General features: G+C 61.5%; 16 protein-coding genes. All 16 read right to left on the reverse strand.

All coding sequences use genetic code 11. The features are described 5' to 3' along the window. Positions 1 to 170: 170 nt before the first annotated feature. The 16 genes from KW846_RS03970 to leuC all read right to left on the reverse strand — a co-directional run bounded on the left by KW846_RS03970 (position 171) and on the right by leuC (position 18666). Complete coding sequence (locus KW846_RS03970; RefSeq protein ID WP_007975672.1) at positions 171 to 947, reverse strand: SDR family oxidoreductase; 777 nt, start codon at positions 945 to 947, stop codon at positions 171 to 173. Further along, entirely contained in the window at positions 944 to 2155 is a 1212-nt protein-coding gene (locus tag KW846_RS03975; RefSeq protein WP_102699276.1) for an O-succinylhomoserine sulfhydrylase, read from the reverse strand. Before KW846_RS03975 ends, KW846_RS03970 begins: the two co-directional genes overlap by 4 nt. A gap of 73 nt (positions 2156 to 2228) precedes the next feature. Beyond that, positions 2229 to 3734: an amidophosphoribosyltransferase gene (gene purF, locus KW846_RS03980; RefSeq protein WP_007975670.1), complete on the reverse strand. Its 1506-nt coding sequence runs from the start codon at positions 3732 to 3734 to the stop codon at positions 2229 to 2231. A 41-nt stretch (positions 3735 to 3775) separates the two neighbouring features. Next, positions 3776 to 4336 (reverse strand): CvpA family protein, encoded by a 561-nt coding sequence (locus tag KW846_RS03985; protein WP_056722189.1) that lies wholly within the window; start codon positions 4334 to 4336, stop codon positions 3776 to 3778. Between the two features lie 98 nt (positions 4337 to 4434). Continuing rightward, entirely contained in the window at positions 4435 to 5094 is a 660-nt protein-coding gene (locus tag KW846_RS03990; RefSeq protein WP_218481408.1) for an SPOR domain-containing protein, read from the reverse strand. Continuing rightward, the gene (gene folC / locus KW846_RS03995) at positions 5078 to 6385 is read right to left on the reverse strand and encodes a bifunctional tetrahydrofolate synthase/dihydrofolate synthase (RefSeq protein WP_218481409.1); all 1308 of its coding nucleotides are present in this window, start codon (positions 6383 to 6385) and stop codon (positions 5078 to 5080) included. Before folC ends, KW846_RS03990 begins: the two co-directional genes overlap by 17 nt. Then, the gene (accD, locus tag KW846_RS04000; protein WP_015095887.1) at positions 6382 to 7302 is read right to left on the reverse strand and encodes an acetyl-CoA carboxylase, carboxyltransferase subunit beta; all 921 of its coding nucleotides are present in this window, start codon (positions 7300 to 7302) and stop codon (positions 6382 to 6384) included. Before accD ends, folC begins: the two co-directional genes overlap by 4 nt. 191 nt (positions 7303 to 7493) lie before the next feature. Then, the gene (locus KW846_RS04005; RefSeq protein WP_218481410.1) at positions 7494 to 8120 is read right to left on the reverse strand and encodes a phosphoribosylanthranilate isomerase; all 627 of its coding nucleotides are present in this window, start codon (positions 8118 to 8120) and stop codon (positions 7494 to 7496) included. A gap of 63 nt (positions 8121 to 8183) precedes the next feature. After that, the gene (gene truA, locus KW846_RS04010) at positions 8184 to 9008 is read right to left on the reverse strand and encodes a tRNA pseudouridine(38-40) synthase TruA (protein WP_032829430.1); all 825 of its coding nucleotides are present in this window, start codon (positions 9006 to 9008) and stop codon (positions 8184 to 8186) included. 281 nt (positions 9009 to 9289) lie between these two features. Beyond that, positions 9290 to 11899: a FimV/HubP family polar landmark protein gene (locus KW846_RS04015; protein WP_218481411.1), complete on the reverse strand. Its 2610-nt coding sequence runs from the start codon at positions 11897 to 11899 to the stop codon at positions 9290 to 9292. A 205-nt stretch (positions 11900 to 12104) separates the two neighbouring features. Then, positions 12105 to 13115 carry an aspartate-semialdehyde dehydrogenase gene (locus KW846_RS04020; RefSeq protein ID WP_218481412.1) on the reverse strand — a complete coding sequence of 337 codons (1011 nt, stop codon included), beginning with the start codon at positions 13113 to 13115 and terminating at the stop codon, positions 12105 to 12107. A 240-nt stretch (positions 13116 to 13355) separates the two neighbouring features. Then, positions 13356 to 14468 carry an aspartate-semialdehyde dehydrogenase gene (gene asd / locus KW846_RS04025; RefSeq protein WP_007975660.1) on the reverse strand — a complete coding sequence of 371 codons (1113 nt, stop codon included), beginning with the start codon at positions 14466 to 14468 and terminating at the stop codon, positions 13356 to 13358. 66 nt (positions 14469 to 14534) lie between these two features. After that, positions 14535 to 15617: a 3-isopropylmalate dehydrogenase gene (gene leuB / locus KW846_RS04030; RefSeq protein WP_007975659.1), complete on the reverse strand. Its 1083-nt coding sequence runs from the start codon at positions 15615 to 15617 to the stop codon at positions 14535 to 14537. A gap of 51 nt (positions 15618 to 15668) precedes the next feature. Then, positions 15669 to 16436 carry a class I SAM-dependent methyltransferase gene (locus KW846_RS04035; RefSeq protein ID WP_218481413.1) on the reverse strand — a complete coding sequence of 256 codons (768 nt, stop codon included), beginning with the start codon at positions 16434 to 16436 and terminating at the stop codon, positions 15669 to 15671. A 156-nt stretch (positions 16437 to 16592) separates the two neighbouring features. Beyond that, the gene (gene leuD / locus KW846_RS04040; protein ID WP_015095895.1) at positions 16593 to 17237 is read right to left on the reverse strand and encodes a 3-isopropylmalate dehydratase small subunit; all 645 of its coding nucleotides are present in this window, start codon (positions 17235 to 17237) and stop codon (positions 16593 to 16595) included. A gap of 10 nt (positions 17238 to 17247) precedes the next feature. Beyond that, positions 17248 to 18666 (reverse strand): 3-isopropylmalate dehydratase large subunit, encoded by a 1419-nt coding sequence (gene leuC / locus KW846_RS04045; protein ID WP_218481414.1) that lies wholly within the window; start codon positions 18664 to 18666, stop codon positions 17248 to 17250. Positions 18667 to 18713: the final 47 nt, after the last annotated feature.

An 18713-nucleotide genomic window follows, 5' to 3' on the forward strand; every position in this document is an offset into this window, starting at 1 on the left:
AGTTTTTCTGAAAAAGACAAAATCATTTCATTCCGGCCAATGTCGGCAACCATCAGTCCGCCATCGCGAGCAGGCTCGCTCCCACAATGGACCGCACTTCTTCAGAAGACATGCTTTCAAATGTGGGAGCGAGCCTGCTCGCGATGAGGGCGATACATTCAACGCCAATATTACTCGCTGTAAATCATCTTCTTGGTCATGCCGCCATCGACCACGAATTCCTGACCGGTGACAAAACCTGCATTCCTCGACAGCAGCCAGGCCACCATCGCCGCCACATCCTCGACCGTCCCCACCCTGCCCGCCGGATGCTGGGCATGATCGGCCTCGGTCAAGGGTTCGGCGCGCCGCACCGAGGGGTCACGCGCATCGATCCAGCCAGGGCTGACGGCATTGACCCGGATCTCCGGGCCAAGGCTGATGGCCAATGCGTGAGTCAGGGCCAACAAGCCACCCTTGCTCGCCGCATAGGCCTCGGTGTCCGGCTCCGACTGCGCGGCGCGGGTCGAGGCCAGATTGACGATGGCGCCACTGTGAGCGCGCAGGTACGGCGCGCAGTGCTTGGCCAGCAGCATCGGCCCACTGAGGTTCACCGCCAACACCCGGTTCCAGTGAGCCAGGTCGAGGCTTTCGAGGGTAATGTTGTGCGGATCGGCCACCGCCGCATTGCAGACCAGCGCATCCAGGCGCCCGAACTGGCCGAGCACCTCGGCCACGCCCAGCGCGACTTGCCCCTCGTTGGCGACATCCATGGCGATGAACCAGGCGTTGTCGCCCAGTACTTTTGCCACTTTCGATCCGCGCTCGCGGTCCAGATCCGTCAGCACGACTTGCCAGCCTTCGCTGATCAGCCAGGCTGAAATCCCCAGGCCTATGCCTCGCGCGGCGCCGGTCACCAGCGCTACGCGGCCATTGGAGCCGGTGGTCGGCGTAGACAACTCGATCACAACGCAGCCAGGCCGCGCGCCAGGTCGGCTTGCAGGTCCGCCACGTCTTCCAGGCCGACCGCAATGCGGATCAGGCTGTCACGAATGCCCGCCGCTTCACGCTCCTGCGGCGCCAGGCGACCATGGGACGTGGTGCTCGGATGCGTGATGGTGGTTTTGCTGTCGCCCAGGTTGGCGGTGATCGAAATCAGGCGCGTGGCATCGATAAAGCGCCAGGCGCCCTCTTTGCCGCCCTTCACCTCAAAACTGACGACCGCACCGAAACCCTTCTGCTGGCGCAGCGCCAGCTCGTGCTGCGGATGGCTCTTGAGGCCGGCGTAATGGACTTTCTCGATGCCTGCCTGCTGTTCCAGCCACTCGGCCAGTTGCTGGGCGTTGGCGCAATGGGCCTTCATCCGCAGGTTCAAGGTTTCCAGGCCCTTGAGGAAGATCCAGGCGTTGAACGGGCTCAGGGTCGGCCCAGCGGTGCGCAGGAAGCCAACCACTTCTTTCATCTGCTCGCTGCGACCGGCGACCACGCCGCCCATGCAACGGCCCTGGCCATCGATGAACTTGGTGGCCGAGTGCACGACGATGTCCGCGCCCATTTTCAGCGGCTGCTGCAAGGCCGGGGTGCAGAAGCAGTTATCGACCACCAGCATCGCGCCCTTGGCGTGAGCGATTTTCGCCAGTTCGGCAATGTCGACCAACTCGGCCAGCGGGTTGGACGGCGACTCGACGAACAGCAGCTTGGTATTGGACTTGATCGCCGCATCCCAGCCGGACAGATCCGCCAGGGCCACGTAATCGACTTCGATGCCGAAACGCTTGAAGTACTTTTCGAACAGACTGATGGTCGAGCCGAACACGCTGCGCGACACCAATACGTGATCGCCGGCGCTGCACAGGCTCATCACCACAGCCATGATCGCAGCCATGCCGGTGGCGGTGGCCACGGCTTGCTCGGCGCTTTCCAGAGCGGCGATGCGCTCTTCGAAGGCGCGTACGGTCGGGTTGGTGTAGCGCGAGTAAACGTTGCCCGGTACTTCGCCGGCAAAACGCGCGGCTGCGTCGGCAGCGGTGCGGAATACATAGCTGGAAGTGAAGAACATCGGATCACCGTGTTCGCCTTCCGGCGTACGGTGCTGACCGGCACGTACGGCCAGGGTATCGAACGCTACGCCTTCGAGGTCGCTGTCCAGCCGACCGGCATCCCAATCCTGACTCATGCTGTCACTCCTTTCCCTATTCTCTTAAATTAAAAGCCGGATACAAAACCGGCCCCTCAGGGCCGGTAGAAACTCAGTTGTTGTACAGGTCGATGATCGCGCTGACTGCCTGCGTCTTGACCTTGGAGGCATCGTTGCGTGCCTGTTCGATCTTGTTCAGGTAAGCCTCGTCGACGTCGCCAGTGACGTACTGGCCATCGAACACCGCGCAATCGAACTTGTCGATCTTGATCTTGCCGCCACCGACCGCTTCGATCAAGTCAGGCAGATCCTGATAGATCAGCCAGTCGGCGCCGATCAGGTCAGCCACGTCCTGGGTCGAACGGTTGTGTGCGATCAGCTCGTGAGCGCTCGGCATGTCGATGCCGTAGACGTTCGGGTAGCGAACCGCTGGCGCCGCGGAGCAGAAGTAGACGTTCTTGGCGCCGGCTTCGCGGGCCATCTGGATGATCTGCTTGCACGTGGTACCGCGAACGATGGAGTCATCCACCAGCATCACGTTCTTGCCGCGGAATTCCAGTTCGATGGCGTTGAGCTTCTGGCGTACGGATTTTTTCCGCGCGGCCTGGCCCGGCATGATGAAGGTCCGGCCGATGTAGCGGTTCTTCACGAAGCCTTCGCGGAACTTCACGCCCAGGTGGTTCGCCAGCTCCAGCGCGGCAGTGCGGCTGGTGTCCGGAATCGGGATGACCACGTCGATGTCGTGATCCGGACGCTCGCGCAGGATCTTCTCGGCCAGTTTCTCACCCATGCGCAGACGGGCCTTGTAGACCGACACGCCGTCGATGATCGAATCCGGACGCGCCAGGTAGACGTGTTCGAAGATGCACGGGGTCAGGGACGGGTTGGTCGCGCACTGACGGGTGTACAGCTTGCCCTCTTCAGTGATGTAGACCGCTTCGCCTGGCGCCAGGTCGCGAATCAGGGTGAAGCCCAGCACGTCCAGGGAAACGCTTTCCGAGGCGATCATGTACTCGACGCCTTCGTCGGTGTGACGCTGGCCGAAAACGATCGGGCGGATGCCGTGCGGGTCGCGAAAGCCCACGATGCCGTAGCCGGTGATCATCGCCACGACGGCATAACCACCAACGCAACGGTTGTGCACGTCGGTGACGGCGGCAAACACGTCTTCTTCGGTCGGCTGCAACTTGCCGCGCTGGGCCAGTTCGTGCGCGAACACGTTGAGCAGCACTTCCGAATCGGAGCTGGTGTTGACGTGGCGCAGGTCAGATTCGTAAATCTCCTTGGCCAGTTGTTCAACGTTGGTCAGGTTACCGTTGTGCGCCAGGGTGATGCCGTAAGGCGAGTTGACGTAAAACGGTTGAGCTTCAGCCGACGTCGAGCTGCCCGCGGTCGGATAACGCACATGGCCAATGCCCATGTGACCGACCAGGCGCTGCATGTGACGCTGCTGGAACACGTCACGCACCAGGCCGTTATCCTTGCGCAGGAACAACCGGCCATCATGGCTGGTCACGATACCGGCAGCGTCCTGGCCGCGGTGCTGGAGCACGGTTAGCGCGTCATACAGCGCCTGATTGACGTTCGACTTACCGACGATACCGACGATGCCACACATGCGACGCAACCCCTACTTAATGGATCTGAACTGAACAACACTTACTGAGGCGTTTTGGCCGTCGGCAAGAGTTGCTCCTTGAACGGAATATCAGCGGGTACGCTGATTCCGCTGGCAAGCCACTGACTGCTCCACCCGAGGATCAGGTTTTTGGACCAGTCAGCGACCAATAGAAATTTTGGCACGAGCTGTGACTCTTTCCACCACCCGTCCTGCTGTACCGGCCCCAGGCTCAACAGCCCGACGGCGATGACCACCAGCAACCCGCCACGCGCGGCGCCGAAGGCCATGCCGAGGAATCGGTCGGTCCCGGAGAGCCCGGTGACGCGAACCAGTTCGCCGATAAGATAATTGATCATTGCGCCTACGATTAAAGTGGCGACAAACATGATGGCACAGCCCGTGATTATACGGGCCGATGGCGTTTGAATGTACCCGCCGAGGTACTCGGACAGTGAGCCACCGAACATCCAGGCAACGACTCCTGCGATGATCCAGGTCAGCAGCGACAATGCTTCTTTGACGAAGCCGCGACTCAGACTGATCAATGCGGAGATGGCGACGATTGCTACGATCGCCCAGTCAACCCAGGTAAATGGCACAGTGCAGCCTACAGACGGATAAGGCGGCGCATTTTAGCAGAGCCCATGCTTATCGGTAAGCTGCGATTGTCAGTGCATTTCATATCGGGGCGATAGTTTTAGCCACGTTCCGGCTGAAAGCGCACGACAAACCCCTTCAGGTTCTGCTGGCGGTTCAGCAAATCCCGCAGCCGGTCGGCTTCTGCGCGCTCGATCAGCGGCCCGACAAACACCCGGTTTTTGCCGTCGGCGGTCCGGATGTAGGCATTGTAACCCTGGCTGCGCAGGGTTTTCTGCAGCTTTTCCGCGCTTTCACGGTTCGCCAGGCTGGCCAGTTGCACCGACCAACTGACCGACAAACCATTGGCATCGACACGGCTTTGCGTGGTGTCCGGCTTGCCCGGTGACGCCGTGATGGGCTGGGCAGGCGCGGTCGCAGGCTTGGCGGCCAGCGCCGGAACCGGCGCAGGCGGCGGCGTAACCGGTTTGACAGCAGGTGCCGGAGCCACCGGTGCAGCCGGCACCGCCGATTCCTGCTGGGCGATTTCGTCATCGCTCGGCACAGGTTCCTGGGGCAAGGCTTGCGGCTCAGGCACCGCCACGGGTTCGACCTGCACCTGGGGCAGCGCAGGCGCCTGCGGGGCCGCCGGCGCTTCGACCGTCACCTGGCGCTGTTCGTCCTGGCGGGAAAACAGCATCGGCAGAAAAATCACCGCCAGCGCGACCAACACCAGGGCGCCAACCATGCGCTGCTTGTATGCCTTATCCAGCAATGCCATTTGCCGCTTCCTCCGTGGAGCGCCGGGCCAGCCATTCAAGGGCCTCGGCGACACAATAAAATGATCCGAACAACAGGATTTCGTCGTCGCTCGTGGCCTGCGCGCACTGCCCTTCCAGGGCGGCCGCTACACTGCCGTATGACGTGACCGAGGCACCAAGACCCTGCAATGCATCGTGCAGATCCGCAACCGGACGCGCCCGAGGCGAATCCAGCGGTGCAACAGCCCAGTGCTGGACACTAGCATTCAATTCGCCGACAACACCACCCAGATCCTTGTCCGCCAGCAGCCCGAACACCGCCAGGCGCTTGCCGACCGGTGGACGGCTGGCCAGACGACGGGCCAGGTACTCCGCCGCATGCGGGTTATGCCCCACATCCAGCAATAAATTCAAACGCTTGCCCTGCCACTCGAACGCGCGGCGATCCAGACGACCGACCACCTTCGTAGCCCGCAGCGCTTCGATAATCTGCGCATCCACCCAAGGCAAGCCAAGCAGCAAGTAAGCCTGCAACGCCAGCGCGGCGTTTTCCATCGGCAGATCGAGCAGCGGCAGGTCGCGCAGCTCGACCGCACGCCCTTGCGCATCGACACCGCGCCACTGCCAGTTGTGATCGGTCACGCCGAGATCAAAATCGCGCCCACGCAGGAAAAACGGGCAATTGAGCTCGCGCGCCTTGTCCAGCAGGGGTTGTGGAGGATTCAGATCGCCACAGAGCGCAGGCGCGCCCTGGCGGAAAATACCGGCCTTCTCGAAGGCCACGGACTCTCGGGTATCACCCAGGTAGTCGGCATGATCGACGCCAATACTGGTGACCAGCGCCATGTCGGCATCCACCACGTTGACCGTGTCCAGACGACCGCCCAGACCGACTTCCAGCACCACCGCATCGAGCCCGGATTGCTGGAACAGCCAGAACGCCGCCAGGGTGCCCATTTCGAAGTAGGTGAGCGAAGTGTCGCCACGCCCGGCCTCTACCGCAGCAAAGGCCTGGCACAGCTCGGCGTCAGTGGCTTCGACGCCGTTGACCGTTACCCGCTCGTTGTAGCGCAGCAGGTGCGGGGAGTTGTAAACCCCCACTTTCAAGCCCTGGGCCCGCAGCAAGGACGCCACGAACGCACAGGTGGAACCCTTGCCGTTGGTCCCGGTGACCGTAATCACCCGAGGCGCCGGCTTGCCCAGTCCCATGCGGGACGCTACCTGCTGCGACCGCTCCAGCCCCATGTCGATGGCCGAAGGGTGCAACTGTTCGAGGTAGGCGAGCCATTCGCCAAGGGTACGTTGGGTCATAGGCTGGCAGGTACCGGTGGAACCACGATTGGAACGATGGGTGCAGCCACGAACTTCGGCGTCGGCAGGCCCATCATTTGCGCCAGCAGGTTGCCCAGGCGCGGACGCAGTTCCTGACGGTCGATGATCATGTCGATGGCACCGTGCTCCAGCAGGAACTCGCTGCGCTGGAAGCCTTCCGGCAGTTTTTCACGCACGGTCTGCTCGATCACTCGCGGACCGGCAAAACCGATCAGCGCCTTCGGCTCGCCGACAATCACGTCGCCCAGCATCGCGAGGCTGGCGGAAACGCCGCCGTAGACCGGATCGGTCAGCACGGAGATGAACGGGATGCCTTCTTCGCGCAGACGCGCCAGCACCGCAGAGGTCTTGGCCATCTGCATCAGGGAAATCAGCGCTTCCTGCATCCGCGCACCGCCGGAAGCCGAGAAACAGACCATCGGGCAACGTTTTTCCAGGGCGTAGTTGGCGGCGCGAACGAAACGCTCACCGACGATGGCGCCCATCGAACCGCCCATGAAGGAAAACTCGAACGCAGAAACCACGATCGGCATGCCCAGCAAGGTGCCGCTCATCGACACCAGCGCGTCTTTTTCGCCGGTCTGCTTTTGTGCAGCGGTCAGGCGGTCCTTGTACTTCTTGCCGTCGCGGAATTTCAGACGGTCAACCGGCTCCAGGTCTGCACCCAGCTCGGTACGGCCTTCAACGTCGAGGAAGATGTCGATACGGGCGCGGGCGCCGATACGCATGTGGTGGTTGCACTTGGGGCAAACGTCCAGGGTCTTTTCCAACTCCGGACGATACAGCACAGCCTCGCAAGACGGGCATTTGTGCCAAAGACCTTCAGGCACCGAGCTCTTCTTGACCTCGGAACGCATGATCGAAGGGATCAGTTTGTCTACTAACCAGTTGCTCATGCTTTCTTTCTCCAGTACCGGCGGCCCGAACGCTCTGGTTCGCAGCCCCGTGTATGCCCTAGCGCTAAATTCATGTGTGCGGCGATGATCAGTGAATGGCCGGATCAGCGAAACGTGACCTGCGTACCACCCCATGACCCTCAGCCGTTTTGTACAGTGCAGTGGACGGCGGCAGTCTGCCAGCCGTCACATCAACAGGTGCTACCGCGTACCGCCTTGATAAATGCCTGGACCTTTGCGTGATCCTTGATGCCCTTGCTCGCCTCAACCCCGCCACTGACATCCACGGCATAAGGCCGGACACGGGCAATGGCTTCGGCGACGTTATCCGGCGTCAGGCCGCCGGCCAGAATGATCGGTTTGCTCAAACCTTGCGGTATCAGTGACCAGTCAAACGCCTCACCGGTTCCTCCGGGAACGCCTTCGACATAGGTATCGAGCAGGATACCGCTGGCACTGGCATACGCATCACAGGCCGCGGCGATGTCATCACCGGCCTTGACCCGCAGCGCCTTGATGTACGGGCGGTGCCAGCCTTCACAATCCACCGCGCTTTCATCGCCGTGAAATTGCAGCAGGTCCAGGGGCACCGCATCGAGGAGTTCGCCCAGTTCGCAACGGCTCGCATTGACGAACAGGCCCACAGTGGTCACGAACGGCGGCAGCGCCTGGATGATCGAGCGCGCCTGCTGGAACGTCACCGCACGGGGGCTTTTGGCATAGAACACGAAGCCGATGGCATCCGCCCCGGCCTCGACGGCTGCCAACGCATCCTCTATGCGGGTAATCCCACAGATCTTGCTGCGAACGGCTGACATGTCAACACAACTCCAAGACAAATCCGGGAAAGTCCCGGATGGTAACAAAAGCGTTCGAGGGCGTCAGCCGCCAAGTTCCGAGAAGCCGGTCAGGAAGTGCGGACCGATGTAACGTTCTGGCAATTCGAACTCGTCACGATACTCGACCTGCACCAGATACAACCCGAATGGATGCGCGGTCACACCACCGGTCCGGCGAATCCGGCTCTCCAGCACCTCTTTCATCCACTCCACCGGGCGCTCACCGGCGCCAATGGTCATCAGCACACCGGCGATGTTGCGCACCATGTGGTGCAGGAAGGCGCTGGCGCGAATGTCCAGCACGATCATCTTGCCGTGACGGGTGACACGCAGGTGATGCAGCTCCTTGATCGGCGACTTGGCCTGGCACTGGCCGGCACGGAAAGCGCTGAAATCATGGGTGCCGAGCAGGTATTGAGCGGCCTCGGCCATGCGCTCGACGTCCAGCGGACGGTGGTTCCAGGTCACTTCTTCGTTCAGGTGCGCGGGGCGGATCTGATCGTTGTAGATCACGTAGCGATAACGCCGGGCGATGGCCTTGAACCGTGCATGGAAGTGCGCCGGCATGACCTTGGCCCAACTGACACTGACATCGTGGGGCAAGTTGATGTTGGCGCCCATGGTCCAGGCCTTCATCGAACGCTCGACCTGGGTATCGAAATGCACCACCTGTCCGCAGGCATGCACCCCGGCGTCGGTACGCCCGGCGCACATCAGCGAAACGGGCGAGTCGGCGACTTTGGACAAGGCGTTTTCGAGGGTTTCCTGCACGGTGAGCACCCCGGACGCCTGGCGCTGCCAGCCACGGTAGCGCGAGCCTTTGTATTCGACGCCCAGCGCGATCCGGAAAAAGCCGTCGGCTGCCATTTCGGCGGCCGGGTTATCTATATTTGCCAAGGAGGGACAGCCTGATGATGTACCAAAGGCGGGCATTATAAGGCCACCGGGCGGGGATACCAGAGAGATCTCCTTTGACTGTTACGACCCCATCGCGGGCAAGCCCGCTCCCAGAGGTTTTGTGGGCGACATAAATCACTATGGGAGCGGGCTTGCCCGCGAAGGGGCCACAACAGACGACATCAATTCATCGGCCAAACAAAAACGGCAGCCTCACCGGGCTGCCGTTCTGTTTACAACGTACCGATCACTCAAGCCAGACGCGAAAGCATCTCCCTGGCTTCGCTCTTCTGCTCGTCACTACCTTCGCTCACGACCTCATTGAGGATGTCGCGGGCACCGTCGCTGTCTCCCATGTCGATATAGGCCTGGGCCAGATCGAGCTTGGTAGCGGCTTCATCGGTACCCGAGAGGAAGTCGAACTCGTCATCACCATCCAGTGCGGCGTCGGCTTCGGTAAAGGTCGGCTCACCGATGCTGTTGGACAGGCTTTCCAGCTCGGCGTTGACATCATCCAGCTCGGCGGCGAACGCATCCGGCGTGCTCATTTCGTCGGCCAGCGACAGGTCGAAGTCGGCAGGCAAATCCAGATCATCCAGCGCAACGTCAGGAGCAGCCGGGGTTTCGGCGACTGGAAAATCCTTCACACCCTCATCCAGATCCAGCAGGAAATCGTCTTCAGCCAGCATCGCCGGCGACGGTTGCGCACCGAGATCCAGGTCAAGGTCGAAGTCCGACAGGTCATCGAGGTTTTCCTTGATTTCGGTCTGTTGCTGCAACACCGACTCAAAACTCAGATCGTCATCCAGCGGGAATTCGTCCAGATCCGCCAAAGCCTCCACTTCAGGCTCCGCTACAGGTGCAGGCGCCACAGGCTGGATCGTGTCCAGATCATCCAGGCTCAGGTCGAAGGCGCTGTCGAGGTCATCCTCGAGCGGCGTCGGTTCCGGCGCGGGGGCTTGCGGCTCATCGAGCAACAGGTCCTTGACGTACTGCGCGTCCAGCTCGGCAGCAACGGCGGCTGCGGCGATGCCACCGGCAGCGACCAGCGCCATGGCCGGGAAGCGGCTTTTGAGCTTTTCAACCTGGGCGAAGTTGTCGCCATTGGCCACCAGCTTGCGCTCCTGGCCGACGAACGCATCACGGTCGCCTTGCTGGCCGTAGACTTCCATCAGCTTCAAGCGCAAATCGCTGCGCTGAGGCTCTCGCTTGACGCCGTCCTCCAGCAATGCGGCAGCCTGGTTCAGGCGACCGGCACTGATGTGCGACTGAGCCTGGCCCAGCACGTCATCGGAACGCTCGGCAGCCGGCGACACCAAGGGCGCGGCGATCGGCGTGGTCATCACGACGGGGGCAATGACCGGCGCAGGCGCGGGAGCTGGTGTCGGTGCAGTCGCCAGCTTCACGCTCGGCGACGGAACTTCAAGGCCTTCGAAGCTGCTTTCCGGCAAGTCGAGATCGGCCGAGAACGGCTGTTCTTCGGCCAGGGCACGCGCCATGCGCTGATGCTTCTCGGCAGCTTGCTGGGCTTTGCGGCGGCGCGCCAGCAACAGCAGCAAGAGCAGCAGAACGACAGCACCGCCACCCACCAGGCCCAGCAGCACCGGATTGCTCAGCAACTCATTGAATTTCTGATCGTCGGATGCGGCCGGCGTCGCCTCGACAGGTTGCCCGACCGGAGTCGCAGCTGCCTCGGGCGCCGCGGCCACAGGCGCAGTGTCTGCCGGAGCAGGTGCAGCCGGATTGGGCGCCAGCTCGGCCGACATTGCCGGAGCCGTTGCGGTGCCTGGTGCGTCAGTCGCGCCCTCGGCCTGCAACTTGGCCAGTTGATTGTTCTTCAACTCGAGCAGGCGCTGCAGCTTGTCCATCTGACTTTGCAGGTCGGCCACGCGGCTCTTCAGCTCGGCGTTATCACGACGACTGGTGTCGAGGCTTTCCTGAGTCACCGCCAGCTTGTTGCTGAGGGCCACGGCATCGCCGGCAGGTCCTTTGCCACGATTCTTGCCGGACTCGGCAGACACCAGGCTCAGCTTGTCGCTGGCCGCTTGCGCCGGAGCAACATCGCTGCGAGCGCGATTGGTGGCGTCCAGTTGCTGCTGCCCTGCCCCGGGCTTGGCGACATAACGGCGACCCTGACGCCAGGCCTTGTTCTGCGCGGCCACTTCGGCGATGGCCTTGGGTTGCGGCAGGTTGGTGCTCTGCGCCTGATCCGGCATACGCAGCACCTGGCCGGTTTTCAAGCGGTTGATGTTGCCGTCAATGAAGGCGTCCGGGTTCAGCGCCTGAATGGCCAGCATGGTTTGCTGGATCGAACCGCCATTACGCGCCTTCGCGGCGATCTCCCACAGGGTATCGCGCGGCGTGGTGGTGTATTGCGACGGCTTGGTCGCACCGGTGACCGGCGCAGCGACGGTTGAAGTCGGTGCGGGCTGCGCAGCCGCCTCGGCGGCTTGCGGCGAGAATTTCGATGGATCGAGCAGCACACTGTAGTCGCGCAGCAAACGGCCGTTCGGCCACATCACCTGAACCAGGAACTTCACCATCGGCTCGGAGAGCGGCTTGCTGGAGGTCACGCGCAGGATGCTTTTGCCGTTGGCGTTAAGCACCGGGGTGAAGGTCAAGTCATTCAGAAACGCCTGGCGGTCGACACCGGCCTTGGCGAAATCTTCCGGCGAAGCCAGGCTCGGCACCAATTCGGCAGCGGTGAGGTCCTTGACATCGAGCAGCTCGATTTCCGCCACCAGCGGCTGGTTGAGCGTCGATTTCAGGGTCAGTTCCCCGAGCCCGAGGGCATGCGCCATACCGGAGGACAGCGCCGAGGCGGCCGCTATTGCTAACACCAGTTTGCGAACTTGAACCATTAGCTCATCCTTAGTTTGAACATTCCTCGGCCAGCGAGAAGATATTGATAGCCGCAGCCGTACGGCATTGCGTGCAACGACGAAGGTCGTCGCGCGCGATCATTTGATTGATGCCCCGCAAAGCCCCGCAGAGTGGCTCGCCTTCAGCACTCCGGCAAGCATAGGCTCGCCCGGAATCATTCGACAAATTGTTGCAAAGTATCTTTTACAGCAGGTCTTTAATCAACAACTCAGCCAGCTGCACAGCGTTGAGCGCGGCGCCTTTGCGTACGTTATCTGACGTCAGCCACAAATTAAGTTCCGACAGGTCGTCGATACCGTGGCGAACCCGCCCCACGTAGACCACATCCTGCCCTACCGCGTCACCTACCGGCGTCGGGTAATCGCCTGCCTCGACCAGCTCGATACCGGGCGCATCTTCCAACGCAGCATTGACTTTGGCCAAATCAATGTCCTTTGCGCACTGCAGGGTCACGCTATAGCTATCGCCAAAAAACACCGGGGCTTGAATGCAAGTGACGGAAACTTTCAATGAAGGCAGCGCCATGACCTGACGCAGCTCCCGCACCAGGCGTTTTTCCAGCAGCGTATGACCTTGTTCGTCCGGCTTGCCGACCTGGGCCAACAGGTTGAAGGCCATTTGCCGGTCAAAAAATTTCGGTTCCAGCGGCCGCACATTCAGCAGTTCGGCGGTTTGCCGGGCGAGCTCGCTCACGGCTTCACGGCCCTGGGCCGATACTGCCAGGCTGGCGGTCAGGCTGACACGCTGCAAATCGAGCACATCCATCAGCGGCGCGAGCACCACCGCCAGCGTGGTAGCCGACGGACTTGGAGCACTGACCAGAAACGGCTTTTTCAAGCCCGCCAGCACCTGAGCGTTGGCCTCAGGCACGACCTGCGGCGCCTTATCCGCGGGCAAGGCACCGGACAGATCGATCACCGAGCAACCGGCGTCGTTCGCACGGGAAGCAAAACTCAAGGAAACCGCCGGGCCGGCGGCAAAAAATGCCAACTGCACCTTGCTGAAGTCGAACTCATCGACTTCCCGCACCCGCACGTTCTTGCCGCGATAGGGCACGGAACTGCCGGCCGACTCGCTGCTGGCCAACAGATGAAGGGTGCCGATCGGGAAATCGCGCTCTTCGAGAATCTGCACGAGCGTTTCGCCGACAGTACCGGTGGCGCCGATCACGGCAATATCAATGGACTGGTTCATGGCTTGGCCTCTGGCGAAACGGGGGGAGCGGCACTTTACCGGGTGACTGACATGCAGGCAATTCTGCCGGGCCTTGTGGTGCCTGTGATGGCCCCTTCGCGAGCAGGCTCGCTCCCACAGTTGATCGCATTTCCCTGTGGGAGCGAGCCTGCTCGCGAAGGCGTCGCACCTGACAACATTTCGCCCATAAAAAAACCCGCACCTCTTTCAAGGCGCGGGTTCTTTCACTGCATCAGTCGATCAACGCTCGAGCAGGATCCGCAGCATGCGACGCAGCGGTTCGGCCGCGCCCCACAGCAACTGGTCGCCGACGGTGAACGCGCCGACGAACTGCGAACCCATGTTCAGCTTGCGCAGACGGCCAACCGGGATGTTCAGGGTGCCGGTGACCTTGTTCGGGCTCAGCTCCTGAATGCTGGTCTCACGGCTGTTCGGCACCAGCTTGACCCAAGGGTTGTGCTGGCTGATCAACCCTTCGATATCGGCAATCGGCACATCTTTGTTCAGCTTGATGGTCAGCGCCTGGCTGTGGCAGCGCATGGCGCCGATGCGCACGCAGATGCCATCGACCGGGATCGGGCTCTTGAAGCGACCGAGGATCTTGTTGGTCTCGGCCTGGGCCTTCCACTCTTCGCGGCTCTGGCCGTTCGGCAGTTCCTTGTCGATCCACGGGATCAGGCTGCCGGCCAACGGTACGCCGAAGTTTTCGGTCGGGTACGCGTCGCTGCGCATGGCTTCGGCCACACGACGGTCGATGTCGAGGATCGCGCTGGCCGGATCGGCCAGTTGATCGGCGACAGCAGCGTGGGTCGCGCCCATCTGCTTGATCAGTTCACGCATATTCTGCGCGCCGGCACCGGAGGCCGCCTGATAAGTCATGGCGCTCATCCATTCCACCAGGCCCGCTTCGAACAGGCCACCGAGACCCATCAGCATCAGGCTGACGGTGCAGTTGCCGCCGATGTAGTTCTTGGTGCCAGCATCGAGCTGCTGGTCGATGACCTTGCGGTTCACCGGGTCCAGTACGATCACCGCGTCATCCTGCATGCGCAGGCTGGAAGCGGCGTCGATCCAGTAACCCTGCCAGCCGGCTTCGCGCAGCTTGGGGAAGACTTCGCTGGTGTAGTCGCCACCCTGGCAGGTCAGAATCACGTCGAGGGTTTTCAGCTCTTCAATGCTGTAAGCGTCCTTGAGCGGAGCAATGTCCTTGCCCACGGACGGGCCTTGGCCACCGACATTGGAAGTGGTGAAAAACACCGGCTCGATAAGATCGAAATCCTGCTCTTCCAGCATCCGCTGCATGAGCACGGAACCGACCATACCGCGCCAACCGATCAGACCTACACGTTTCATCGCAACTACACCTTCTTGAAATGTGGGCCGCTGCCTTGTCTTGAATTTGGCAGCGGGCCCGAGAGATTACAGATTCCGCAGCGCGGCGACTACTGCGTCACCCATTTCCTGCGTACCGACTTTAGTGCAACCGGCCGACCAGATGTCGCCCGTGCGCAAGCCCTGATCGAGCACCAGGCTCACGGCTTTCTCGATGGCATCGGCAGCTGCCTGCTGATTGAAGCTGTAACGCAGCATCATCGACACCGACAAAATGGTCGCCAGCGGGTTGGCAATGCCCTTGCCCGCGATGTCCGGCGCCGAACCGTGGCACGGCTCGTACATGCCCTTGTTGTTGGTGTCCAGGGACGCCGACGGCAGCATGCCGATGGAACCGGTGAGCATCGAAGCCTGGTCGGACAGGATGTCGCCGAACATGTTGTCGGTGACGATCACGTCGAACTGCTTCGGGGCACGCACCAGCTGCATGGCGGCGTTGTCGACGTACATGTGGCTCAGTTCGACTTCAGGATAATCCTTGGCCACTTGCTCGACCACTTCACGCCACAACTGGCTGGACGCCAGTACGTTGGCCTTGTCCACCGAGCACAGCTTCTTGCCGCGGACCATGGCCATGTCGAAGCCGACACGGGCAATGCGACGGATTTCGCTTTCGCTGTACGGCAGGGTGTCGTAGGACTGACGCTCGCCGTTTTCCAGGGTACGGGTACCACGTGGCGCACCGAAATAGATGCCGCCGGTCAGTTCGCGAACGATCAGGATGTCCAGCCCGGAGACGATTTCCGGCTTCAGGCTCGAAGCCTCGGCCAGTTGCGGGTACAGGATCGCCGGACGCAGGTTGCCGAACAGGCCCAGTTGCGCACGGATTTTCAACAGGCCGCGCTCAGGGCGGATGTCACGCTCGATGGTGTCCCATTTCGGGCCGCCGACCGCACCCAGCAACACGGCATCGGCCGCGCGGGCACGTTCCAGGGTTTCATCGGCCAAAGGCACGCCGTGCTTGTCGATGGCCGCGCCACCGATCACGTCGTGGCTCAGCTCGAAGCCCAGAGAGAACTTGTCACTGGCCAGTTCCAGCACCTTGACCGCTTCGGCCATGATTTCCGGGCCAATACCGTCACCTGGGAGAATCAGAATCTGCTTGCTCATGCTTTCCTCATGTCATCAGTCGGTGCACCCTGGGGTGCTCCCGGAAAAATTCTATCGCTCGGCCATCAATACCAACACATCGGTACTGAACGAACCGTCTGCCTCAATCTCAAAATATTCGCGCACTTCGTTGCCCATCGACTGCTGCAACTGGCGGATCGCCGCGCGCATCACTTCAGGGGTGCGCATGCGCTCGACCCAGCTGTTGTACTCCAGACGCAAGCGCTGACGGGTGGTACTGCGAGTGTACAACCCCGCCTCGCTGACCTGGCGCAACCACTCACCGGCGGAATAATCGCGCACATGGCTGGTGTCGCGCAGCACTTCGACGCTTTGCAGGTAAGTGTCGAACAACGGACTGCCCGGTGACAACACGTCGACAAATGCCGCCACACCACCCGGCTTCAACACCCGGCGCACTTCCCGCAGGGCCACGCCCAGATCGCTCCAATGGTGCGCCGAATAGCGGCTGAAGACGAAATCGAATTCGCCATCGGCGAACGGCAGGCGCTCGGCGGCACCGAGGACCGTCGATACGTTGCTCAAGCCACGATCAACGGCAGCACCGGCGACCACATCCAGCATTTGCTGCGACAGGTCGTAGGCCACCACTTCCTTGACCAGCGAAGCCACGTGGAAACTCACGTGACCGGCGCCGCAACCCAGGTCCAGGACCCGGGCATCGCCCTGCCCCGCCAGTTCAGCCTGTAGCAGCGCGAATTCGGTGCCTTGAGCGTGGACGGCGCTGCTCAGGTAGGCGGCTGCCTGTTCACCGAATTGCTTTTGGACTACTTGGCTGTGCTGGGCGGTGCTGGTCATGGGGACTTCCTTTTTGGGGTGAGTCTTGGGGTGTTTGGGCTGCCGCCTTCGCGAGCAGGCTCGCTCCCACATTGGATTTTCAGTGTTTACAAAATCCCTGTGGGAGCGAGCCTGCTCGCGAAGAGGCCGGCCCTGCCTACATCAATTTCTGATCAATCACGCGTCGCGAAACAACCACGGCTGGCTCGCCCGGTGCTTGGCTTCAAACGCTGCAATCGCATCGCCGTCCTGCAAAGTCAGGCCGATATCGTCCAGGCCGTTGAGCAGGCAGTGTTTGCGGAACGCATCGATTTCAAAGCTCAACACCTTGCCGTCAGGGCGGGTCACGGTCTGGGCTTGCAGATCGACCTGCAACTGATAACCCGGATTGGCCTCGACCTGCTGGAACAGTTCGTCGACTTCGGCATCGCTCAAGATGATCGGCAGCAAGCCGTTCTTGAAGCTGTTGTTGAAGAAGATGTCGGCATAGCTCGGCGCGATGATGCTGCGGAAACCGTACTCTTCCAGCGCCCACGGCGCGTGTTCACGACTGGAGCCGCAACCGAAGTTCTCACGGGCCAGCAACACGCTGGCGCCCTGGTAACGCTCGGCATTGAGGACGAAGTCCTTGTTCAGCGGACGCTTGGAGTTGTCCTGGTACGGCTGCCCCACATCCAGGTAGCGCCATTCATCGAACAGGTTCGGGCCAAAGCCCGTACGCTTGATCGACTTCAAGAACTGCTTCGGAATGATCTGGTCGGTGTCGACGTTGGCACGATCCAAAGGCGCGACAAGTCCAGTGTGCTGGGTAAAAGCTTTCATGCTGCGCTCCTTAAATCAATTCACGGACGTCGACGAAACGACCGTTTACGGCAGCGGCCGCGGCCATGGCCGGGCTGACGAGGTGGGTACGGCCACCGGCGCCCTGACGGCCTTCGAAGTTACGGTTGGAAGTCGAGGCGCAATGCTCGCCACTTTCCAAACGGTCCGGGTTCATCGCCAGGCACATCGAGCAACCCGGCTCGCGCCATTCGAAACCGGCTTCGAGGAAAATCTTGTCCAGGCCTTCCGACTCGGCCTGTGCCTTCACCAGGCCCGAGCCCGGCACCACGATGGCCTGCTTGATGGTCGAGGCCACTTTGCGGCCCTTGGCGATCACCGCTGCAGCGCGCAGATCTTCGATCCGCGAGTTGGTGCAGGAACCGATGAACACGCGGTCGAGCTGAATGTCGGTGATCGCCTGGTTGGCGGTCAAACCCATGTATTTCAACGCGCGGACGATGGAATCACGCTTGACCAGGTCCATTTCCTTCGCAGGATCCGGCACGTTCTGATCGACCGCCAGGACCATTTCCGGCGAGGTGCCCCAGCTGACCTGCGGCTTGATCTGGGTCGCGTCGAGCTCGACCACGGTGTCGAAACTGGCGTCGGTGTCAGACACCAGGTCTTTCCAGGCTTCGACGGCCAGGTCCCACTCCACGCCTTTCGGCGCGAACGGACGACCCTTGACGTATTCCACAGTCTTTTCGTCTGCAGCCACCAGGCCTACGCGAGCGCCGGCTTCGATGGCCATATTGCAGATGGTCATGCGGCCTTCCACGGACAGGTCGCGAATCGCACTGCCGGCGAATTCGATGGCGTGGCCGTTACCGCCGGCGGTGCCGATCTTGCCGATCACGGCAAGCACGATGTCCTTGGCGGTCACGCCGAACGGCAATTGGCCTTCGACGCGCACCAGCATGTTCTTCATTTTCTTGGCGACCAGGCACTGGGTGGCGAGCACATGCTCGACCTCGGAAGTGCCGATACCGTGGGCCAATGCGCCGAATGCGCCGTGGGTCGAGGTATGGGAGTCGCCGCAGACTACGGTCATGCCCGGCAAGGTGGCGCCCTGCTCCGGGCCGATGACGTGGACGATACCCTGGCGAACGTCGTTCATCTTGAATTCGACAATGCCGTATTCATCGCAGTTGTCATCAAGGGTCTGGACTTGCAGGCGCGAGACCTGGTCAACGATGGCGTCGATGCCGCCCTTGCGCTCCGGGGTGGTCGGTACGTTGTGGTCCGGGGTCGCGATGTTGGCATCGATGCGCCATGGCTTGCGCCCGGCCAGACGCAGGCCTTCAAAGGCTTGCGGCGAAGTCACTTCGTGGATGATGTGACGGTCGATGTAGATCAGCGCAGAACCATCGTCGCGCTGCTTGACCAAATGCGAATCCCAGAGCTTGTCGTAGAGCGTTTTGCCGGCCATCAGACGGTTTCCTCATCAGCTTGTTTCTATGCCCCGGATTTTGAATG

Source organism: Pseudomonas sp. PDM32, from assembly GCF_019219225.1.
Classification (GTDB): Bacteria; Pseudomonadota; Gammaproteobacteria; order Pseudomonadales; family Pseudomonadaceae; genus Aquipseudomonas; species Aquipseudomonas laurylsulfatiphila.